Below are 14,871 nucleotides of genomic sequence, written 5' to 3'. Positions count from 1 at the left end.
CTGATGGGTGATGTACACCCGGGAAAAATTGGGGACTCACCATTTAAGATGTTTTACCCTACCGGTTTCGTAATCATTGCGAAACAAAAAATATTTCACAATATATTTACCTGATGGAACCAACGTTTCTGTTCAGGTTATTATTCTCAGACACCGGTGACTGCCCCATGACTTTGCTCCGTGTTACGTTCGCCCTTGTTCTTGTGATGGTTGCTATGCTGCTCGCAACGGGATGTGTCGATGAGAACAGTAAATTGTTACTTGAAATTCCCGGCAGTACAACGGTTGTTGTCCCGGATGCAACATCCGGTTCTGATCTGGAGATGAGAGGGGTCGATGATCCGGCCCTGCTGAACCTGTTCCCTGAGATAAGCAGGTATGATGTAGTGAAATTTGATTCCCGTGCCATCCTTCGTAAAATACAATCGTCCAGGACACTCGGGATCCGCATCAGCGGGAAAGAGTATCTGGCGGAATTAACGCAGCTGACATCCGTGAATACAGATAGTGGTTTCAAATCCTATTCCGGGGTATTACAGAACGAAACGAACAGTTCTGTCCTGATTACGATCAGTCCTACCTCGTTTATTGTCGGTTCAGTAACACTGGATGATGACACATACTGGATCATGCCTGTTGATAAGGAAGCATTCAGGGAAGACACTTCTTCGGTGCTGCATGTCATTTACAATGCAAAAGACGCGATTGATTTCCAGCACCCCGACATCACAGATATTTATCCCTCGGAAAAGTACCTGCATTCGTATTACCGTGATGAAAAGACCGGGATCATCCGATTGACCGGACCCTCGCTTATTGGCATGGAATCACCGATGATTGATGGTGATCATGTCGTGTGGTCGTGGGTATACAATGGTAAGCGTGGACTTACCCTGTATACCATCTCGACAGGGAACTTTACGGAAATCAATGCTGAACCATTTGGCCTGAGCCCCCCGAAAATTTCAGGAGATTATATTGTCTGGGCCGATACGGGGGAATGTGTCTCCGGAGACCAGACCAATGGCCTTGTCTTATACGAGATATCTTCAGGAAACAGGACATGTATCTGCACGAACCCGAAGAGCCCGCGGTTTGCCGATATCCATGGTAATTACGTAGTATGGCAGGACAGTACAAAGCCTGATAATTACAATGTCACGATTGCAGACAGTTTCTATCACTATGATATATTTCTCTACGATATCCGGAACGGGACCGAGTCCCGCATCCTGCCCGATCCCTCCCCCCAGAATTATCCTTCAATTTATGATGATCTGATTGTCTGGGAGGATGGGCGGAACGATAATGGCCCGTATCACAAAGACTACTTCCTTTACAATATCACCGATAGATCGGTCAGGAAGATCAATGCCGTACCCGTCAATAATTCAGCATCGCCCCCTTATATCCACGATAACCGGGTCCTCTGGGGTGATGCCGGAGTGGCGGTGCCTTCAACGGTGCATCTCTATAATATTACCACGGGTCAGGAACAGGTACTGAACTATAGTTCACCGGGAAATGTTGGCCGCTTTTCCCTGTCCGGCAATCTTGCGATCTGGACGTCATGGGAGTTCCGGGGGAGCGATGTGCCGGAACAGGACAGTCATCTGTATGATCTTACCACGGGCACTGAATCGCCCGTCTGCCCTTCAGGAACATTCCCCCAGTTGTCTCCCTCTGTTTCAGGGAACAACATCATATTCCAGAATGCCGGGGGGATCTGGCTCTGCCCAATCAGCCGTGACCATACATAAATAATCCTGATATGATGATTACCCCATGACCCCGCTCCGCGTTACACTTGGACTGCTGCTGGCGGTGGGATGTGCGGGGGATCTGCCAAATCCCTGCCGCGATTATTTTTAAATACACATACATACACAGAACTGATCATGGCCACCAAAACCATCAGCATCACTGAAGAGGCGTATGAGCGGCTGAAGAGTCTCAAGAGTGATGAGAAGACGAGTTTCTCCGATGTGATCGTGAAGCATTACCCAAAGCGGAAGAAACTTTCTGAGGTCCTCAGGGAGATTGGAGATTGTACTGAGCTTGCGGATTCTGTTGAGAAGGTCTCGCGTGAGATGCGAAAGGCGAAGCTCCGTAAGGTTGAGTTCTGATGCCGGTTGCTGATACATCATTCCTGATCGATATGATGAGGCGCGATCCCGCCGCGCTCAGCGTTTACCACGAATATGAAATGCAGGGGATCGCGCTCTCCACCACCGCCATCACTGCGATGGAATTGTTCAAGGGAGCGTACATCTCAAAGAACCGGCGGAATGTGGAAAAGGCTGAGCAGATACTTGCCTTGTTCACCATACTCCCTTTCGATGAGATGATATTTCCGGTATTCGGCAGGCTTTCGGCCGGGTTGTGTCTTTCGGGGAACCCCATTGGGGATTTCGATGAAGTCATTGGGGCAATGACCCTATGTCATGATGGCGAGATCATCACCTGCGACCGGCATTTCGAGAAGGTACCGGAACTGAAGGTCATCGGGTACTGACTTTTTGTATCCCCGCTACCGGACCGGTACGATTTCACAATATTTTTTTGGGGGACCGGGCGGATGTCTCTGCCAGGTAATTGCCCATGACTCCGCTCTGCACAATGCCCGGACTGGTGTTTGTAATGGCGGCGGGGTAATCTGTGGGAGAAAAGGTTAACAACCGCGCAAATCCGATTGTGGGTTTACCCGTGAACCGGAACCGGGAACTACTGTTCATCCTTGTGATAGAGTTCGAGGAAGACAATCGTATCCTTGCGCCGGTCAAACCAGTACGATAACCGGAACGGGGGTACGTAAACCTCGCGGGTCTGTTTCCGGCAATACCGCATCGGTTTTCCAATCGATGGATTCTCTATGATTTTGATAATCTGTTGCTTCACATGCTCCTTGAGCCGGGCATCGCTGATCTTCCGGATCGTCTTTTCGAAGCGAGGGTGGTAAGCAACGGTTACCATGAATCCATCTCTTCGAAAAAGTCACCAGCTTTTTTCTTCGTGAAGTTCCCCTTTGAATATTCCTCAAATGCCTTTTCTGTCTTTTCCGCAAACAGGATGTCGTCCCGTAGTGCCGGCTCGATATCAGTAAGTGGTTTTAGGATGATCCGTTCCCCCTCCCTGATGATCAGGATCTTCTCTCCTTCGGGAAGATCGGTTCGCATCGAGGCAGGGATGACCACCTGGCCTTTGGAACTCATTTTGGTTATGGCAACGTCCATGGTAATCAGTAAGATATGTCTTACGTTATTCCATAAGAGTTTTCGCACGGTGTATGCCGGTTGGTGGTTCTGCTGGCGGTTGTGTGAAGGGGGAACCATCCAATCCTGCTGTCCCGGGACAACACCGGATGTTGCGGAGGTTTTCCCCGGCTTTCGTATAACTTCCGGGTTCCATGAAGGAACCTGAAAAATCATAATAATATATCACGAAAATTATCATTCTCTTCTGTCATATGGGTTGCATATTTGTTTCCAATCCGGAGCATCATCCGGATCCACCGGCCACGGCCGGGACACTGGTGCGGGAGCGTGCCGCATGAGCCGGGGGCCGCGTGCACACCAGACCCTCGCCGATGCGATCCCGATTGCGAAAGTCCGTGGCACCGTGCAGATGGCCGAGCGCGGCCCGGAGATGCTGTACGATTTCACGATCACCGGAACGAAGCCATCGGCTTTTATCAGCGTGAAGTATACGGAACATATCCGGATGCTCCTCGCGGAGATCGCCCGCGAATGCGATGAGAAGATCCGGCGACTGCGTTCGGTTGCCCAGGACACGGCCGTCTCGTGCGAGCTCTGGCTCCGGTCAAGGTACGGGACGTGGCGGTTCTTCCGGGTGACTGCTGAGAAGATTGTGGAGATTGGGAGGGATGGGAAGGTGATTGGGGGGTAGGGGTAGGGGGGCGGGTTGTAAAAATTTTTGAAAAATATTTTTGAAAAATTTTCTGGGTCATGGGAGATTTCGTGAACCGGAAAAATATATCCGGATCCTTTTCCGGTTTTTCTCGGGATTTTTTTCCGGAACTGAAAGGACAAGAGGAGGTCTGACGCTCTTGGGGGAGACGGTGGTTCCTGAAAGGAACCGCTGGCTGGAGAAGAACGCATCAGCGTTCTTCGACTTCTTTAGCACGCTTCGAAGAATCCTGATGGATTCTTCTCATCCTCATGGTTCAGATGAACCATTCGGATCCCGCTGCGTGGGCACAGCGAAGATGCATTCGCATCTTCTCGAGACCCCCCTTGCCTGTGGCAACGGCGGTCTTCCCCCGGTTGCGATGACACAGGCATTACCGGAATAATCTCAAGACTTGAGAAAGATTTACCGGATTTACTCGTGTCATCGCAATGCGCCCCGTCCCCCTTTTGGGACTGGTGGCGCAAGAGGGGGGCGATCTGGAACCTCCCATCTCCTTTTCTGATCGGGTAGAGCATCTGCCAGGAGTATATAAACTCCTTTTCACGTCGGAGAAGCAATAAATCAAGGATGCCGGAGGAGATACTCTCTTCAGGTCCCGGGTCTCCGTCGGAGACTCCCTGCCCCCGGGAGGGATCAGGCCACCCGGGAAGCGGTAATTCCGGAAAATGACGCGGTAATTCAGCATGTCCGGCCTGTTTTCACGTCGATAGAAAATGACGGTATTTAGCAGTATTTGGACACAAAAACGGGGTTTTGGCCTGACTGCGGATGTGGCTGAACCGTGAGCCAGTTTTTGGATCCAGGTTTACATCGGTAATAGTGGATTTCTCGTATGAGGGGTGTACGTTTTGGGACATTATATCAATGGTTAGGGCTAGGGCGGTTACGGTTAAATTTGTTTTATTTTTTTCAACGATAATTAAAAGATGAATACTATCAATGTCATTTACTTGGGAACAATGCAAATCAATTCTGATAGTGATAATTTATTAAAAAAATTAGAACATCAAAAAAATACTTATTGTCAGAATTTGGAGTCGGTAGAGAAGAATAAAATCGAGAATATTCAGTTAATTGAGAGCAAAAAAGCTAATTCATTGTCCTTATTAAAAGAAATTGAGATGAAAAAAAGTCAGATAATTAATGAAAAACCAAGCCTGCTTAGACCCTTAAAGTCTGTGAGGAATGTTTTAGGAAATAAAAAAATCGAGACCGTGATTTCTGATCTTCAAAATAATTACATTGTTATCCAAAATGATATTCAAAAAATTAAAACACTCATAGAGAGAGATGACGGAAGAATTCGGGATATCTCAAAACAAATCGATGATACTATTGCCCAAATGGAATTTATCAGAACTCAAAAAAAATCCGGATTTGAATTATTTGATGGAAAATGGGTTAGCTTTAGTGAGATCCCGAAATTACTAGAGATCAAAATTGGACTGGCAAACAATTTTGAAAATATGTCTCCGTTCGACTTTGAACATTTCGTAGCCAGATTATTGCAAGAGATGGGATACAAGACCGAAGTAACAAAAAAAACTGGAGATTATGGTACTGACATTATTGCAAAAAAAGGAAACAAAATCATTGCGGTTCAATGTAAAAGGCATAATGAAAAAAATCTTGTTGGAAATAAATTGATACAACAACTTTTAGGCAGTATGAATTTTTATCATGCGACTCAGTGTATTTTTGTTACAACGTCATATTACACAAAACCTGCAATCACGCAAGCCCAGAACGCTCCAATTGAATTATGGGACAAAGATACATTCCATAATTTGGTGAAGAAACATCTCTTGAATCTCGATATCGATCAAATTTTTAATGCAATTGAGAAAGAAAAACAAAAAGAGAAAGCAAAACGCGAAGCTGAACAAAATGCAGCAGTTAAGAAAAAACAAGCACGAGAGATAAAAAAGCAAGAACGAATAGCGAAGGCTGAAGTTAAGAAACAAATTAATGACGATAAAAGAATATGCCCACGATGCGGAGGCGGAAAAATGAAAACGAGGAAATACTGTTCAAAATGTAAAAAAGAACTTCAGAGCGAGAGACGATATGAATATTGATGAATAAGAAATCTAATAAGAAAAGAAGTTTTTTTGGATGTCAAGACGTTTTTCTTCTATCTAATTTGATCGGGCGCTGTCAAATACCATACACGTATACTTAGATAGTAAGCAATTAACCGACCCGATCAGCACAGTAAATATTCTCACTACGGTCGTGACTCTTGTCACTTGAAGGATCGCTGCGGGATTCCTCTTTAAGTTCGCCCCATCCCGTCTGGGAAGGGTCACTAATTCGAAGAAATCCTTCAGATTTCTTCTCAAGTCAACAGTTCGCTCCGCTCACAGTTGACTCCCCCGCAACACTTATTACCCCAACCCTACCATATAATAAAGCACCATTCATGGAGCAGCGGATTATCTGCTGCGAGTGTCTGTAGTAAGATGCGAGATTCCTCTGTTGAGGTAGCCAAGCCTGGTATGGCGCAGGTTTGCTAAACCTGTGTCCGAAAGGACTCGGGAGTTCAAATCTCCCCCTCAGCGCTAAAAGAGACAGTCTCACAATCGAGGGGATTGGATGGCTCAGGAAGAAGACATAAAATATTTCGTAAGGATTGGCACCACCGATCTGGACGGTACCAAGTCCGTGAGGGTCGCCCTCACCGGCATCAAGGGTGTCGGCAGGCATACCTCAACGGTGATCTCCCGTATGGCAAAGGTCGACGAGTATGCCTTGCTCGGCCGCCTCGACGAGGGATCGGTAAACCGGCTCCGCACCGCTGTTGAAGAATACTCCGGAAAGATCCCGACCTGGATGGCAAACCGCCCGAAGGACGTGTACACCGGAGAGACCAAGCACCTGCTTGGTGGCGACGTCGCCCTCACCAAGGATGAAGACATCAACCTGATGAGGAAGATCCGCTGCTACCGTGGCATCCGCCACGAGACCGGCCAGAAGGTTCGCGGACAGCGCACCAAGTCGACCGGAAGGACTGGAACGACCGTCGGTGTCAAGCGGAAGACTGCGGGAGGTAGCTGATCATGGGATACCCAGGCAAGAACCACAAGTCTTACCAGACGCCCAAGCGCCCGTGGGAGAAGTCCCGTATCGAGTCCGAGACCCGTCTCGTCATCGAATACGGTCTCCGGAATAAGCGTGAAGTCTGGAAGGCACAGGAACACCTGCGCAAGTACCGCAAGGGTGCCCGCAGCCTGCTCTCTCACGGTGCAGGTGCTCACGATGCAGCGCTCTACGACACGAAGAAGGCAGAGCTCATCACCTCTCTCCAGAGGAACGGACTCCTTGGACCTGACGCGGATATCGAAGATGTCCTCGCGCTCAAGATCCAGACCCAGCTCGAGCGCCGCCTGCAGACCATTGTTTACCGGAAGGGACTCGCACGGTCGCCGAAGCAGGCCCGGCAGATGGTCACCCACGGCCACATTGCAATCGGCAACCGGCGTGTCACCATCCCCGGTTACAGCGTGAACCGGATTGAAGAGTCGCAGATCAGCTACTACGGCACCTCTCCGTTCGTCTCCGACTCACACTCAGAGAAGATCCGGATCGCAAAACCAGCATCCAACCCCAAGCCCGCACCCGGCGGATTCGGCGGGTACCAGGGACGAGGGAGGAGATAGACAATGGCGGCTAATGACAAGGAAAAATGGGGCGTCGCCCACATCTTTGCATCCTTCAATAACACGATCATCACCGTCACGGACCTCTCCGGTGCGGAGACCGTGACGAAGAGCAGCGGTGGTATGGTCGTCAAGCAGGACCGGAACGAGAGCTCCCCCTATGCAGCAATGCAGATGGCCTCGAACGTGGCCCAGAATGCCCGCGAGAAGGGTATCATCGGCGTGCATGTCAAGGTGCGTGCACCCGGCCGCGGCAAGCAGCGCAGCCCCGGGCCCGGCGCCCAGGCTGCAATCCGTGCCCTTGCCCGCGCGGGCATGCGCATCGGACGCATTGAAGATGTCACCCCAATCCCCCACGACTCCTGCCGCACGAAAGGCGGCCGGCGTGGAAGGAGAGTGTGATGGAGATCGAATTCGCCAGTCTGGACGACTCCCTCGCACGATTCACGCTCTCGGGAGCGAGCACGGCCTTTGCCAACGCCTTCAGGCGGGCAATGATCGGTGAAGTACCCACCCTCGCGATCGAGGATGTGCGCATCTACGATAACACGAGCGCACTCTTCGACGAGATGCTGGCCCACCGTATCGGGCTCATTCCCATCAAGACAGACCTTACGACCTATTCGACTCAGGACACCTGCTCGTGCGGTGGTGCCGGATGCACCGGCTGCACGGCCACCTACACCCTCAGCGTCGAGGGCCCCCGGACGGTCACCTCCAGTGACCTCATCCCCCAGGACCCCGGCGCAGCGCCGGTGTATGACAACATCCCAATCGTGAAACTCACGAAAGGACAGAAACTTGTCATCGAGGCACGCGCCATCCTCAACACGGGGAAGGCCCACGCAAAATGGCAGCCAACGCTCGTATGCGGGTACAAGAACCACCCGGTCATTACGATCAGCGATGTCTGCGATGCCTGTGGTATGTGCATCGAGGAGTGCCCCCGCGAAATTCTCGAAACGAAGGGCAAGAAAGTCCAGGTTGCAGAAGGAAAACTTCCCGACTGTTCCATGTGCAAGCTCTGTGAACGGGCATGCCTTGCGAGCGGTATCGGGGATGAACCGGCAATAAAAATAACCGCCGAACCCGACCGATTTATCTTCGTGGTCGAGGGCGACGGGTCGCTGCCGGCAAAAGAGATCATGAACCGTGCGCTCCTGTCTATCAGGGAGCGGGCAGACGAGCTGGAAAAACAGCTTGGCGAATTATCAGGGGATGAAAAGAAATGACAAGAATTGTAGAGAAGACGAACCCCCGTCTTACCAGTCTCATCTCGCTCCTGAAGAACAAGGGCCGCGAGAATGAGGCGAAGATCTGGCGCGAGATTGCAAGCAGGCTCGAGACCCCGAACCGGAACTATGCCGAGGTCAACCTGTCCAAGATCAACCGCTATGCCCAGAACGGCGAGACGATCATCGTCCCGGGAAAGGTACTGGGCAGCGGTGTGCTGGAGCAGTCCGTGAAAGTCGCGGCGCTGAACTTTTCAGCATCGGCGACCAGCAAGATCCGTGACGCGAAGGGACAATGCATGACAATCGAGCAGCTCATAAGGGACAACCCGAAAGGCAGCGGTGTCCGGATCCTGAGGTGAAGAAGACATGGTTACCATAATCAACGGTGATGGAATGATTATCGGGCGCCTTGCAAGCCTTGTCGCACAGCGCGGGCTCGCCGGTGAAGAGATTGCCATTGTCAATGTCGAAAAAGCGGTCATCTCCGGCAGTCGTGCACGGGTGCTCGCCAACTACCGGCACAAGAGGGAACGCGGTGCCTCCGGCAACCGCTGGGGACCGTTTGTCCCCCGCCGGCCGGACCACCTCATGAAGCGGACGATCCGCGGCATGCTCCCCTACAAGCGCCCCCGTGGCGTCGAGGCCATGAAGAATATCAAGTGCTATGTCGGCGTCCCGGTCGAGTTTGTCGGAAAAGAGATGGAAGTGCCTGAAGAGGCGCACATGAACCGTCTGAACAACCCGAACCACGTCACGCTCGCGGCAGTGAGCACGTTCCTCGGAGCAAAGTTCTAAGGTGACCATCATGGTAAAGATCATCAACACAAGCGGAAAACGCAAGACGGCGATCGCACGGGCGACCTTAAAGGCCGGCAAAGGTGTGATCCGGGTCAACTCCGTTCCTCTCGAGGCATACGGCTCTGACACGACCCGGATGAAGATCGCCGAGCCGATCCTCCTCATCCCCAACGCGGTCAACGGAATCGATGTCATCATTGACGTTGCCGGCGGCGGTGTCATGGGACAGGCAGAAGCGGTCCGGACGGCACTCGCCCGGGGCATCATCAAGTGGCACAACGACCCTGCGATGAAGGACATCTACCTGGCATATGACCGGACGCTGCTTGTCAACGACTCCCGGCAGAAAGAAGCGAAAAAACCGCACGGCTCAGGTGCACGTGCAAAGTTCCAAAAGTCTTATCGTTAAACCAGAATATATGATGAGAGGTCAGATATCTTGATACCCGTACGATGTTTCACCTGTGGAAAACCGATCTCCACAGCATGGGAAGAGTTCAGGGTCAGGAGAGAGAAAGGCGAGGATCCGAGAAAGATCCTCGACGATCTCAATATTTCCCGGTACTGTTGCCGGCGGATGCTCCTGACGCACAAAGAGATCATTGATGAGCTCAACCCGTACCAGTAAAAGCAGTTGACATGATGAACGCGGGGTCGTAGGGTAGCCTGGACCATCCTATTGCGTTCGGGACGCAGTGACCTGAGTTCGAATCTCAGCGACCCCATTCAAGAGACAAGGAAAATCCAAAAAAATCATTTAAAAAAATCATTTCAACCTGAGGACGAGAATGCAGACGCAGACATATACCCGGTATGAACGGGCTAGGATCATTGGAGCAAGGGCTCTGCAGATATCAATGGGTGCTCCGTTACTTATCACCACGACACGGATCGATCCGCTTGAGATTGCGATCGAGGAATACAACAACAACACCATCCCCATTACGGTAAAGAGGAAGTAGGGCGTTATGACGATCATTGAGGTTATCGAGCTGCGGACAATCCTTGACAGCCGGGGCAACCCGACCGTCGAGGCGGATGTCTATACTTCAAGCGGTTTTGGCAGGTCGGCGGCCCCGAGCGGTGCCAGTACCGGCACCCTTGAGGCAAAAGTCAGGGCGCCGCGGGAAGCCGTGGACAATGCGATCCAGAACGTGCTCCCTGCACTCATCGGTATCGACGCCTGTGACCAGGAAGGGTTCGACGAACAGCTCCGTGACATCGACGGGTCTGCGGACTTCTCCGGGATCGGCGCCAATATCGCTGTTGCCCTCTCGCTTGCAAACGCAAAGGCCGCTGCATCATCGATGGACATGCCGCTCTTCCGGTACCTCGGGGGGGCATTTGCCAAGGAGATCCCGCTCCCACTCGGGAATGTAATCGGCGGCGGGGCCCACGCGGCAAACGCGACCGAGATCCAGGAGTTCCTCATCGTCCCCGGGGATGCGGCGGATGCAGAAGAGGCAGTCTTCGCAAACGCGGCCGTCCACCACACGGTGAAGGAACTCTTAAAGAAACAGGGGAAAGCCGCCGGCAAGGGTGATGAGGGTGCATGGGCACCGCAGATCGACGATGCCCACGCATTTGAGCTCATTGCCGAAGCGGCCGGAATAGTCGCAGACGAGATGAATGTCTCGGTCGATATGGGTATCGACGTTGCGTCGAGCCAGATGTGGAACGGGAAGGAGTACAAGTACCGCTCCACCGCCCGTTCGACCGAAGACCAGATCGCCTACATTGCAGAACTCGTGGACAAGTACAACCTTGTCTACGTGGAAGATCCCCTCCACGAGGACGATTTCGACGCGTTTAGCGAACTCAACAGCCAGATCGGTAACCGCTGCCTGGTCTGCGGTGACGATATCTTCGTCACCCAGGTTGACCGCATCCTGCAGGGCATCGAGCGGGATGCCGCAAACTGTGTCTTAATAAAACCCAACCAGGTGGGAACGCTCACTGACACCTTCGATGCAGTGCAGCTTGCCCACACCCACGGACTGGACACGGTGATGAGCCACCGGTCCGGCGAGACAACCGATACCACCATTGCCCACCTTGCCACTGCATTCTCCTGCGTTTTCCTAAAATGCGGTATTGTCGGCGGGGAACGCATTGCAAAACTGAACGAACTGATTCGCATCGAGGAACAGATATGACCCACGTAAATGAAATGGAAATTGAACTGAAAGAACCGCTCATCCCCGTCGAGGAGTACCTGGCAGCCGGTGTCCACATCGGCACCCAGCAGAAGAGCGAGGACATGAAGAAGTTCATCTACCGCGTCCGCGGCGATGGCCTCTATATCCTCGACATCCGCGAGACCGACGCCCGGATCAAGACCGCTGCCAAGTTCTTGAACCAGTACGAGGCCCCGAACATCCTCGTTGTCACCTCCCGGCAGTACGGCCAGTACCCGGCCAAGAAGTTCGCCGATACCATTGGCGCCATGTCCGCCACCGGCCGGTTCATCCCGGGCCTCCTGACCAACCCCGTCTTACAGGCCTATATCGAGCCGGAGGTTGTCGTCGTCACCGACCCGATCGGCGATGCCCAGGTCATCAACGAGGCGGTCCAGTGCGGTATCCCCGTTGTTGCGCTCTGCGACACCAACAACATGACGAAATTTGTCGACCTCGTCATCCCCACCAACAACAAGGGCCGGAAGGCGCTCTCGATGATCTACTTCCTGCTCACCCGCGAGATGCTCAGGCACCGCGGTATCTCGACGGCCCTCACTGCTGAAGACTTCGAGACCGAGTTCTAAAATACTCCGGTCTCACTTTTTTCCCGCAACCGATATCTGGATATACGAGGAGCACCAGAGGGTTGATTTGATGATGATGCGTTCATGCGCAGTGGCTGGCATGTTCTATCCGCGTGAGCCCTCCCACCTGGAGCAGCTGCTCGGGAAGTTTTTCTCGGGCACGAAAGCCCGGGAGGCAGGGAATACGTTCGGCATTGTCTCACCCCACGCCGGGTACATCTACTCGGGTCAGGTTGCCGCCCAGGCATTCGCGACTCTCCCTCGGGACTTTGCGGGTACCTTTGTCGTGATCGGGCCGTCGCACCGCGGGTACCTCACGTGTGTCTCCGAGGTCCCGTGGGAGACCCCCCTCGGCGTTGTCGATACCGACGCGGAGTTCGTCAGGGCCCTTGATATCGAGACGGACGAGTTCTCACACCGGGACGAGCACTCGATCGAGGTCCAGGTCCCCTTCATCAAGTACCGGTTCCCGCGGGCGCGGATTGCTCCGGTGATGATGGGGCAGCAGGACTATGCGGGTGCCCTGCGGCTTGGCGAGAAGATCCTCACGGCAATCCGGCAGACCCGGCGGGACGTCAGGATCGTGGCATCGAGCGACTTCTCGCACTATGTGCCGGAGCAGAAGGCCAGGGACGACGACCTCTACGCGATCGAGCCGCTGAAAACTCTTGATACCCGGGAGTTCTACCGGCGGATCGAAGAGCGGCGTGTCACGGCCTGCGGGTACGGGCCGATCACCGCGATGGTGACTGCCTGTGCCGGCCTTGGGGCAAAGGCGGCTGAGCTGATCCGGTATGCGACGAGCGGTGAGACAACCGGCGACTATCGCGAGGTCGTGGGATATGCCGGTATTGCGGTGATCTAGGTTGGCAACGTGGAGTGCGCCGGGCAAGGTATTTTTGTTCGGTGAGCATGCGGTGGTATACGGCAAGCCCGGCATAGCGATGGCAATCAAGCCACGCGTGTTTGTTACGGTGCGGAACACCCGGCATGCCACGAAGGCGAAGTCCCCCTATATCGATGGCTGCTTCGAAGCGATGGGCGTCGTGGGCAGTGTATACCTCAATTCGCAGATCCCGAGTTCGTCAGGCCTCGGGTCATCGGCTGCAGTGACCGTTGCAACGCTGTCCGCCATCAATGACGAGTTCTCTCTCCACAAGACCCGCGAGGACATTGCCAACATGGCATTCGAGATCGAGAAGACCGTGCAGAAAGGGCGGGCGAGCCCCACGGACACCACGGTTTCCACGTATGGCGGCATCGTCCTGATCTCGGGTGGTTCGCGACGGAGGCTCCCCCCCCAGAACATACACCTCGTGATCGGTGACTCGCTCGTCTCCCACAGCACCTCGAAGATGGTTGAGCTGGTGGCAGAACTCAGGAAGAAGCACCCGGAGATCGTGGACCCGGTGCTGGATGCGATCCAGGGTGTGAGCCTCGCGGCGATCCACCACCTCAGCAACCCCCGCGAACTCGGGCGGTACATGAACATGAACCACGCGCTCCTCGATGCCCTTGGTGTCGGGCACCCGCAGCTCTCGCGGCTCGTGCTCGCGGCACGTTCCGCAGGAGCGTTCGGCGCGAAGATCACGGGAGCCGGCGGGGGCGGGAGCATGATCGCCCTCTGCCCCAGGCAGCTCAAGCACCGGGTCGCGGGTGCGATCGAGGCCTGCGATGCACGGGCGATCATCACCAGCATTGACACGGAAGGCGTGCGAAAGGAGAAAAATGTCTGATGGGGTAATTTTAAAACTCGGCGGGAGCATACTTACTGATAAGAGCGCCGACTGCGCAATCAACCGGGAAAGCCTTGCCACTATCGCCGCGGCAGTTGCGGAGGCAGGGACGGAAGGGATCGTCATTATCCATGGTGCCGGTTCCTGCGGGCACCCTGAGGCAAAACGGTATCACCTCGATGTGGGGGCCGCTCGCGGGAAGACCGACGGGATCTATGTCACGCACCGGGCGGTCAGCGGGCTCAACGATGCGGTCGTTGCAGCACTCCGCAAAAAGGGTGTTGCGGCAGCCGGGGTCCACCCGTTCCACGTGGCGGTTGCGGACAACGGCAGGCTCCTCTCGTTCGAGTGCCGGCACCTTGAGAAGATGCTGGCACTGGGGATGGTCCCCGTGATCCACGGCGACGTGGTGATGGACCTCTCCCGGGGTGCCTGTATCGTATCGGGCGACCAGCTCGTGCGATATCTCGCGGCTGCATTACAGATCCGCCGCGTAGGGCTCGCCACCGATGTACCGGGAGTGCTGGATGAGGGACGCGTTGTGCCGGAGATTACCCGGCACACGATCGCGTCCCTCCATATCGGAGACTCGAAGCATACCGATGTTACCGGTGGAATGAGAGGGAAGATCGATGAACTGCTCGGCCTCGCGGATGCGGGGATCGGGTCGGATATCTTTCATGTCTCGCGGGTGGCGGACTTCCTTAGCGGGTCCGCCCATGGCGGGACGATTGTTCGGGGAGAGTGAG

The 14,871-nt window shown here is 53.8% G+C and carries 22 protein-coding genes and 2 tRNA genes; 22 read left to right on the top strand and 2 right to left on the bottom strand.

Annotation, left to right across the window (positions count from 1 at the left end):
- Window positions 1-167 precede the first annotated feature (167 nt).
- From M0R30_RS08760 to M0R30_RS08750, 3 genes are all read left to right on the top strand, one after another.
- A complete protein-coding gene (locus M0R30_RS08760) occupies window positions 168-1,760 on the top strand; it encodes a hypothetical protein (protein WP_292545949.1) in 1,593 nt (530 codons plus the stop codon).
- A gap of 138 nt (window positions 1,761-1,898) precedes the next feature.
- The gene (locus M0R30_RS08755) at window positions 1,899-2,126 is read left to right on the top strand and encodes an antitoxin VapB family protein (protein WP_292545947.1); all 228 of its coding nucleotides are present in this window, start codon (window positions 1,899-1,901) and stop codon (window positions 2,124-2,126) included.
- On the top strand, window positions 2,126-2,515 hold the full coding sequence (locus tag M0R30_RS08750) for a type II toxin-antitoxin system VapC family toxin (protein WP_292545944.1): 390 nt from the start codon (window positions 2,126-2,128) through the stop codon (window positions 2,513-2,515). The genes M0R30_RS08755 and M0R30_RS08750 overlap by 1 nt, the downstream gene beginning before the upstream one ends.
- 209 nt (window positions 2,516-2,724) lie before the next feature.
- Here M0R30_RS08750 and M0R30_RS08745 read toward each other — a convergent pair whose 3' ends face one another.
- Window positions 2,725-2,973, bottom strand: a complete 249-nt coding sequence (locus M0R30_RS08745; protein WP_292545942.1) for a type II toxin-antitoxin system RelE/ParE family toxin — start codon at window positions 2,971-2,973, stop codon at window positions 2,725-2,727.
- Entirely contained in the window at window positions 2,967-3,212 is a 246-nt protein-coding gene (locus M0R30_RS08740; RefSeq protein ID WP_292545941.1) for an AbrB/MazE/SpoVT family DNA-binding domain-containing protein, read from the bottom strand. The genes M0R30_RS08745 and M0R30_RS08740 overlap by 7 nt, the downstream gene beginning before the upstream one ends.
- Before the next feature lie 337 nt (window positions 3,213-3,549).
- Here M0R30_RS08740 and M0R30_RS08735 point away from each other — a divergent pair, with 337 nt between their 5' ends.
- From M0R30_RS08735 to M0R30_RS08645, 19 genes are all read left to right on the top strand, one after another.
- Window positions 3,550-3,906: a hypothetical protein gene (locus M0R30_RS08735; RefSeq protein WP_292545939.1), complete on the top strand. Its 357-nt coding sequence runs from the start codon at window positions 3,550-3,552 to the stop codon at window positions 3,904-3,906.
- Between the two features lie 172 nt (window positions 3,907-4,078).
- A complete protein-coding gene (locus M0R30_RS08730; protein WP_292545937.1) occupies window positions 4,079-4,312 on the top strand; it encodes a hypothetical protein in 234 nt (77 codons plus the stop codon).
- A 544-nt stretch (window positions 4,313-4,856) separates the two neighbouring features.
- Window positions 4,857-6,008, top strand: a complete 1,152-nt coding sequence (locus M0R30_RS08725) for a restriction endonuclease (RefSeq protein WP_292545935.1) — start codon at window positions 4,857-4,859, stop codon at window positions 6,006-6,008.
- Window positions 6,009-6,407: 399 nt separating this feature from the next.
- Window positions 6,408-6,491: transfer RNA gene (locus M0R30_RS08720), tRNA-Ser, on the top strand.
- Window positions 6,492-6,525: 34 nt separating this feature from the next.
- Window positions 6,526-6,987 carry a 30S ribosomal protein S13 gene (locus M0R30_RS08715; RefSeq protein WP_292545933.1) on the top strand — a complete coding sequence of 154 codons (462 nt, stop codon included), beginning with the start codon at window positions 6,526-6,528 and terminating at the stop codon, window positions 6,985-6,987.
- 2 nt (window positions 6,988-6,989) lie between these two features.
- Window positions 6,990-7,589, top strand: a complete 600-nt coding sequence (locus M0R30_RS08710; RefSeq protein ID WP_292545931.1) for a 30S ribosomal protein S4 — start codon at window positions 6,990-6,992, stop codon at window positions 7,587-7,589.
- A gap of 3 nt (window positions 7,590-7,592) precedes the next feature.
- Window positions 7,593-7,991: a 30S ribosomal protein S11 gene (locus tag M0R30_RS08705; RefSeq protein WP_292545929.1), complete on the top strand. Its 399-nt coding sequence runs from the start codon at window positions 7,593-7,595 to the stop codon at window positions 7,989-7,991.
- On the top strand, window positions 7,991-8,821 hold the full coding sequence (locus M0R30_RS08700) for a DNA-directed RNA polymerase subunit D (RefSeq protein ID WP_292545927.1): 831 nt from the start codon (window positions 7,991-7,993) through the stop codon (window positions 8,819-8,821). Before M0R30_RS08705 ends, M0R30_RS08700 begins: the two co-directional genes overlap by 1 nt.
- Window positions 8,818-9,183, top strand: coding sequence for a 50S ribosomal protein L18e (locus M0R30_RS08695; protein ID WP_292545925.1), 366 nt, complete (start codon window positions 8,818-8,820; stop codon window positions 9,181-9,183). Before M0R30_RS08700 ends, M0R30_RS08695 begins: the two co-directional genes overlap by 4 nt.
- Window positions 9,184-9,190: 7 nt before the next feature.
- Complete coding sequence (locus M0R30_RS08690; RefSeq protein WP_292545923.1) at window positions 9,191-9,619, top strand: 50S ribosomal protein L13; 429 nt, start codon at window positions 9,191-9,193, stop codon at window positions 9,617-9,619.
- 10 nt (window positions 9,620-9,629) lie between these two features.
- Window positions 9,630-10,031, top strand: coding sequence for a 30S ribosomal protein S9 (locus tag M0R30_RS08685; protein WP_292545921.1), 402 nt, complete (start codon window positions 9,630-9,632; stop codon window positions 10,029-10,031).
- 30 nt (window positions 10,032-10,061) lie between these two features.
- Window positions 10,062-10,250: a DNA-directed RNA polymerase subunit N gene (locus M0R30_RS08680; RefSeq protein ID WP_292417527.1), complete on the top strand. Its 189-nt coding sequence runs from the start codon at window positions 10,062-10,064 to the stop codon at window positions 10,248-10,250.
- 22 nt (window positions 10,251-10,272) lie between these two features.
- Window positions 10,273-10,347, top strand: a tRNA-Pro gene (locus M0R30_RS08675).
- 63 nt (window positions 10,348-10,410) lie between these two features.
- Window positions 10,411-10,584, top strand: a complete 174-nt coding sequence (locus tag M0R30_RS08670; protein ID WP_292545919.1) for a DNA-directed RNA polymerase subunit K — start codon at window positions 10,411-10,413, stop codon at window positions 10,582-10,584.
- 6 nt (window positions 10,585-10,590) lie between these two features.
- Window positions 10,591-11,778, top strand: a complete 1,188-nt coding sequence (eno, locus tag M0R30_RS08665) for a phosphopyruvate hydratase (RefSeq protein ID WP_292545917.1) — start codon at window positions 10,591-10,593, stop codon at window positions 11,776-11,778.
- Window positions 11,775-12,386, top strand: coding sequence for a 30S ribosomal protein S2 (rpsB, locus tag M0R30_RS08660; protein WP_292545915.1), 612 nt, complete (start codon window positions 11,775-11,777; stop codon window positions 12,384-12,386). Before eno ends, rpsB begins: the two co-directional genes overlap by 4 nt.
- 70 nt (window positions 12,387-12,456) lie before the next feature.
- The gene (locus M0R30_RS08655; RefSeq protein ID WP_292545913.1) at window positions 12,457-13,251 is read left to right on the top strand and encodes an MEMO1 family protein; all 795 of its coding nucleotides are present in this window, start codon (window positions 12,457-12,459) and stop codon (window positions 13,249-13,251) included.
- Window position 13,252: 1 nt separating this feature from the next.
- On the top strand, window positions 13,253-14,122 hold the full coding sequence (gene mvk, locus M0R30_RS08650; protein ID WP_292545911.1) for a mevalonate kinase: 870 nt from the start codon (window positions 13,253-13,255) through the stop codon (window positions 14,120-14,122).
- Complete coding sequence (locus M0R30_RS08645) at window positions 14,115-14,870, top strand: isopentenyl phosphate kinase (protein WP_292545909.1); 756 nt, start codon at window positions 14,115-14,117, stop codon at window positions 14,868-14,870. Before mvk ends, M0R30_RS08645 begins: the two co-directional genes overlap by 8 nt.
- Window position 14,871: the final 1 nt, after the last annotated feature.

It is taken from the genome of Methanoregula sp. (assembly GCF_023227875.1).
In the GTDB taxonomy this organism is placed as follows: Archaea; Halobacteriota; Methanomicrobia; order Methanomicrobiales; family Methanospirillaceae; genus Methanoregula.
This window is presented reverse-complemented; position numbering and strand designations above follow the sequence as displayed.

Bases quoted from the DNA above. Each gene is read 5' to 3' on its own strand.
- M0R30_RS08760 (WP_292545949.1), top strand. From the start codon at position 168: ATGACTTTGCTCCGTGTTACGTTCGCCCTTGTTCTTGTGATGGTTGCT.
- M0R30_RS08755 (WP_292545947.1), top strand. From the start codon at position 1,899: ATGGCCACCAAAACCATCAGCATCACTGAAGAGGCGTATGAGCGGCTG.
- M0R30_RS08750 (WP_292545944.1), top strand. From the start codon at position 2,126: ATGCCGGTTGCTGATACATCATTCCTGATCGATATGATGAGGCGCGAT.
- M0R30_RS08745 (WP_292545942.1), bottom strand. From the start codon at position 2,973: ATGGTAACCGTTGCTTACCACCCTCGCTTCGAAAAGACGATCCGGAAG.
- M0R30_RS08740 (WP_292545941.1), bottom strand. From the start codon at position 3,212: ATGAGTTCCAAAGGCCAGGTGGTCATCCCTGCCTCGATGCGAACCGAT.
- M0R30_RS08735 (WP_292545939.1), top strand. From the start codon at position 3,550: ATGAGCCGGGGGCCGCGTGCACACCAGACCCTCGCCGATGCGATCCCG.
- M0R30_RS08725 (WP_292545935.1), top strand. From the start codon at position 4,857: ATGAATACTATCAATGTCATTTACTTGGGAACAATGCAAATCAATTCT.
- M0R30_RS08715 (WP_292545933.1), top strand. From the start codon at position 6,526: ATGGCTCAGGAAGAAGACATAAAATATTTCGTAAGGATTGGCACCACC.
- M0R30_RS08710 (WP_292545931.1), top strand. From the start codon at position 6,990: ATGGGATACCCAGGCAAGAACCACAAGTCTTACCAGACGCCCAAGCGC.
- M0R30_RS08705 (WP_292545929.1), top strand. From the start codon at position 7,593: ATGGCGGCTAATGACAAGGAAAAATGGGGCGTCGCCCACATCTTTGCA.
- M0R30_RS08700 (WP_292545927.1), top strand. From the start codon at position 7,991: ATGGAGATCGAATTCGCCAGTCTGGACGACTCCCTCGCACGATTCACG.
- M0R30_RS08695 (WP_292545925.1), top strand. From the start codon at position 8,818: ATGACAAGAATTGTAGAGAAGACGAACCCCCGTCTTACCAGTCTCATC.
- M0R30_RS08690 (WP_292545923.1), top strand. From the start codon at position 9,191: ATGGTTACCATAATCAACGGTGATGGAATGATTATCGGGCGCCTTGCA.
- M0R30_RS08685 (WP_292545921.1), top strand. From the start codon at position 9,630: ATGGTAAAGATCATCAACACAAGCGGAAAACGCAAGACGGCGATCGCA.
- M0R30_RS08670 (WP_292545919.1), top strand. From the start codon at position 10,411: ATGCAGACGCAGACATATACCCGGTATGAACGGGCTAGGATCATTGGA.
- eno (WP_292545917.1), top strand. From the start codon at position 10,591: ATGACGATCATTGAGGTTATCGAGCTGCGGACAATCCTTGACAGCCGG.
- rpsB (WP_292545915.1), top strand. From the start codon at position 11,775: ATGACCCACGTAAATGAAATGGAAATTGAACTGAAAGAACCGCTCATC.
- M0R30_RS08655 (WP_292545913.1), top strand. From the start codon at position 12,457: ATGATGATGCGTTCATGCGCAGTGGCTGGCATGTTCTATCCGCGTGAG.
- M0R30_RS08645 (WP_292545909.1), top strand. From the start codon at position 14,115: ATGTCTGATGGGGTAATTTTAAAACTCGGCGGGAGCATACTTACTGAT.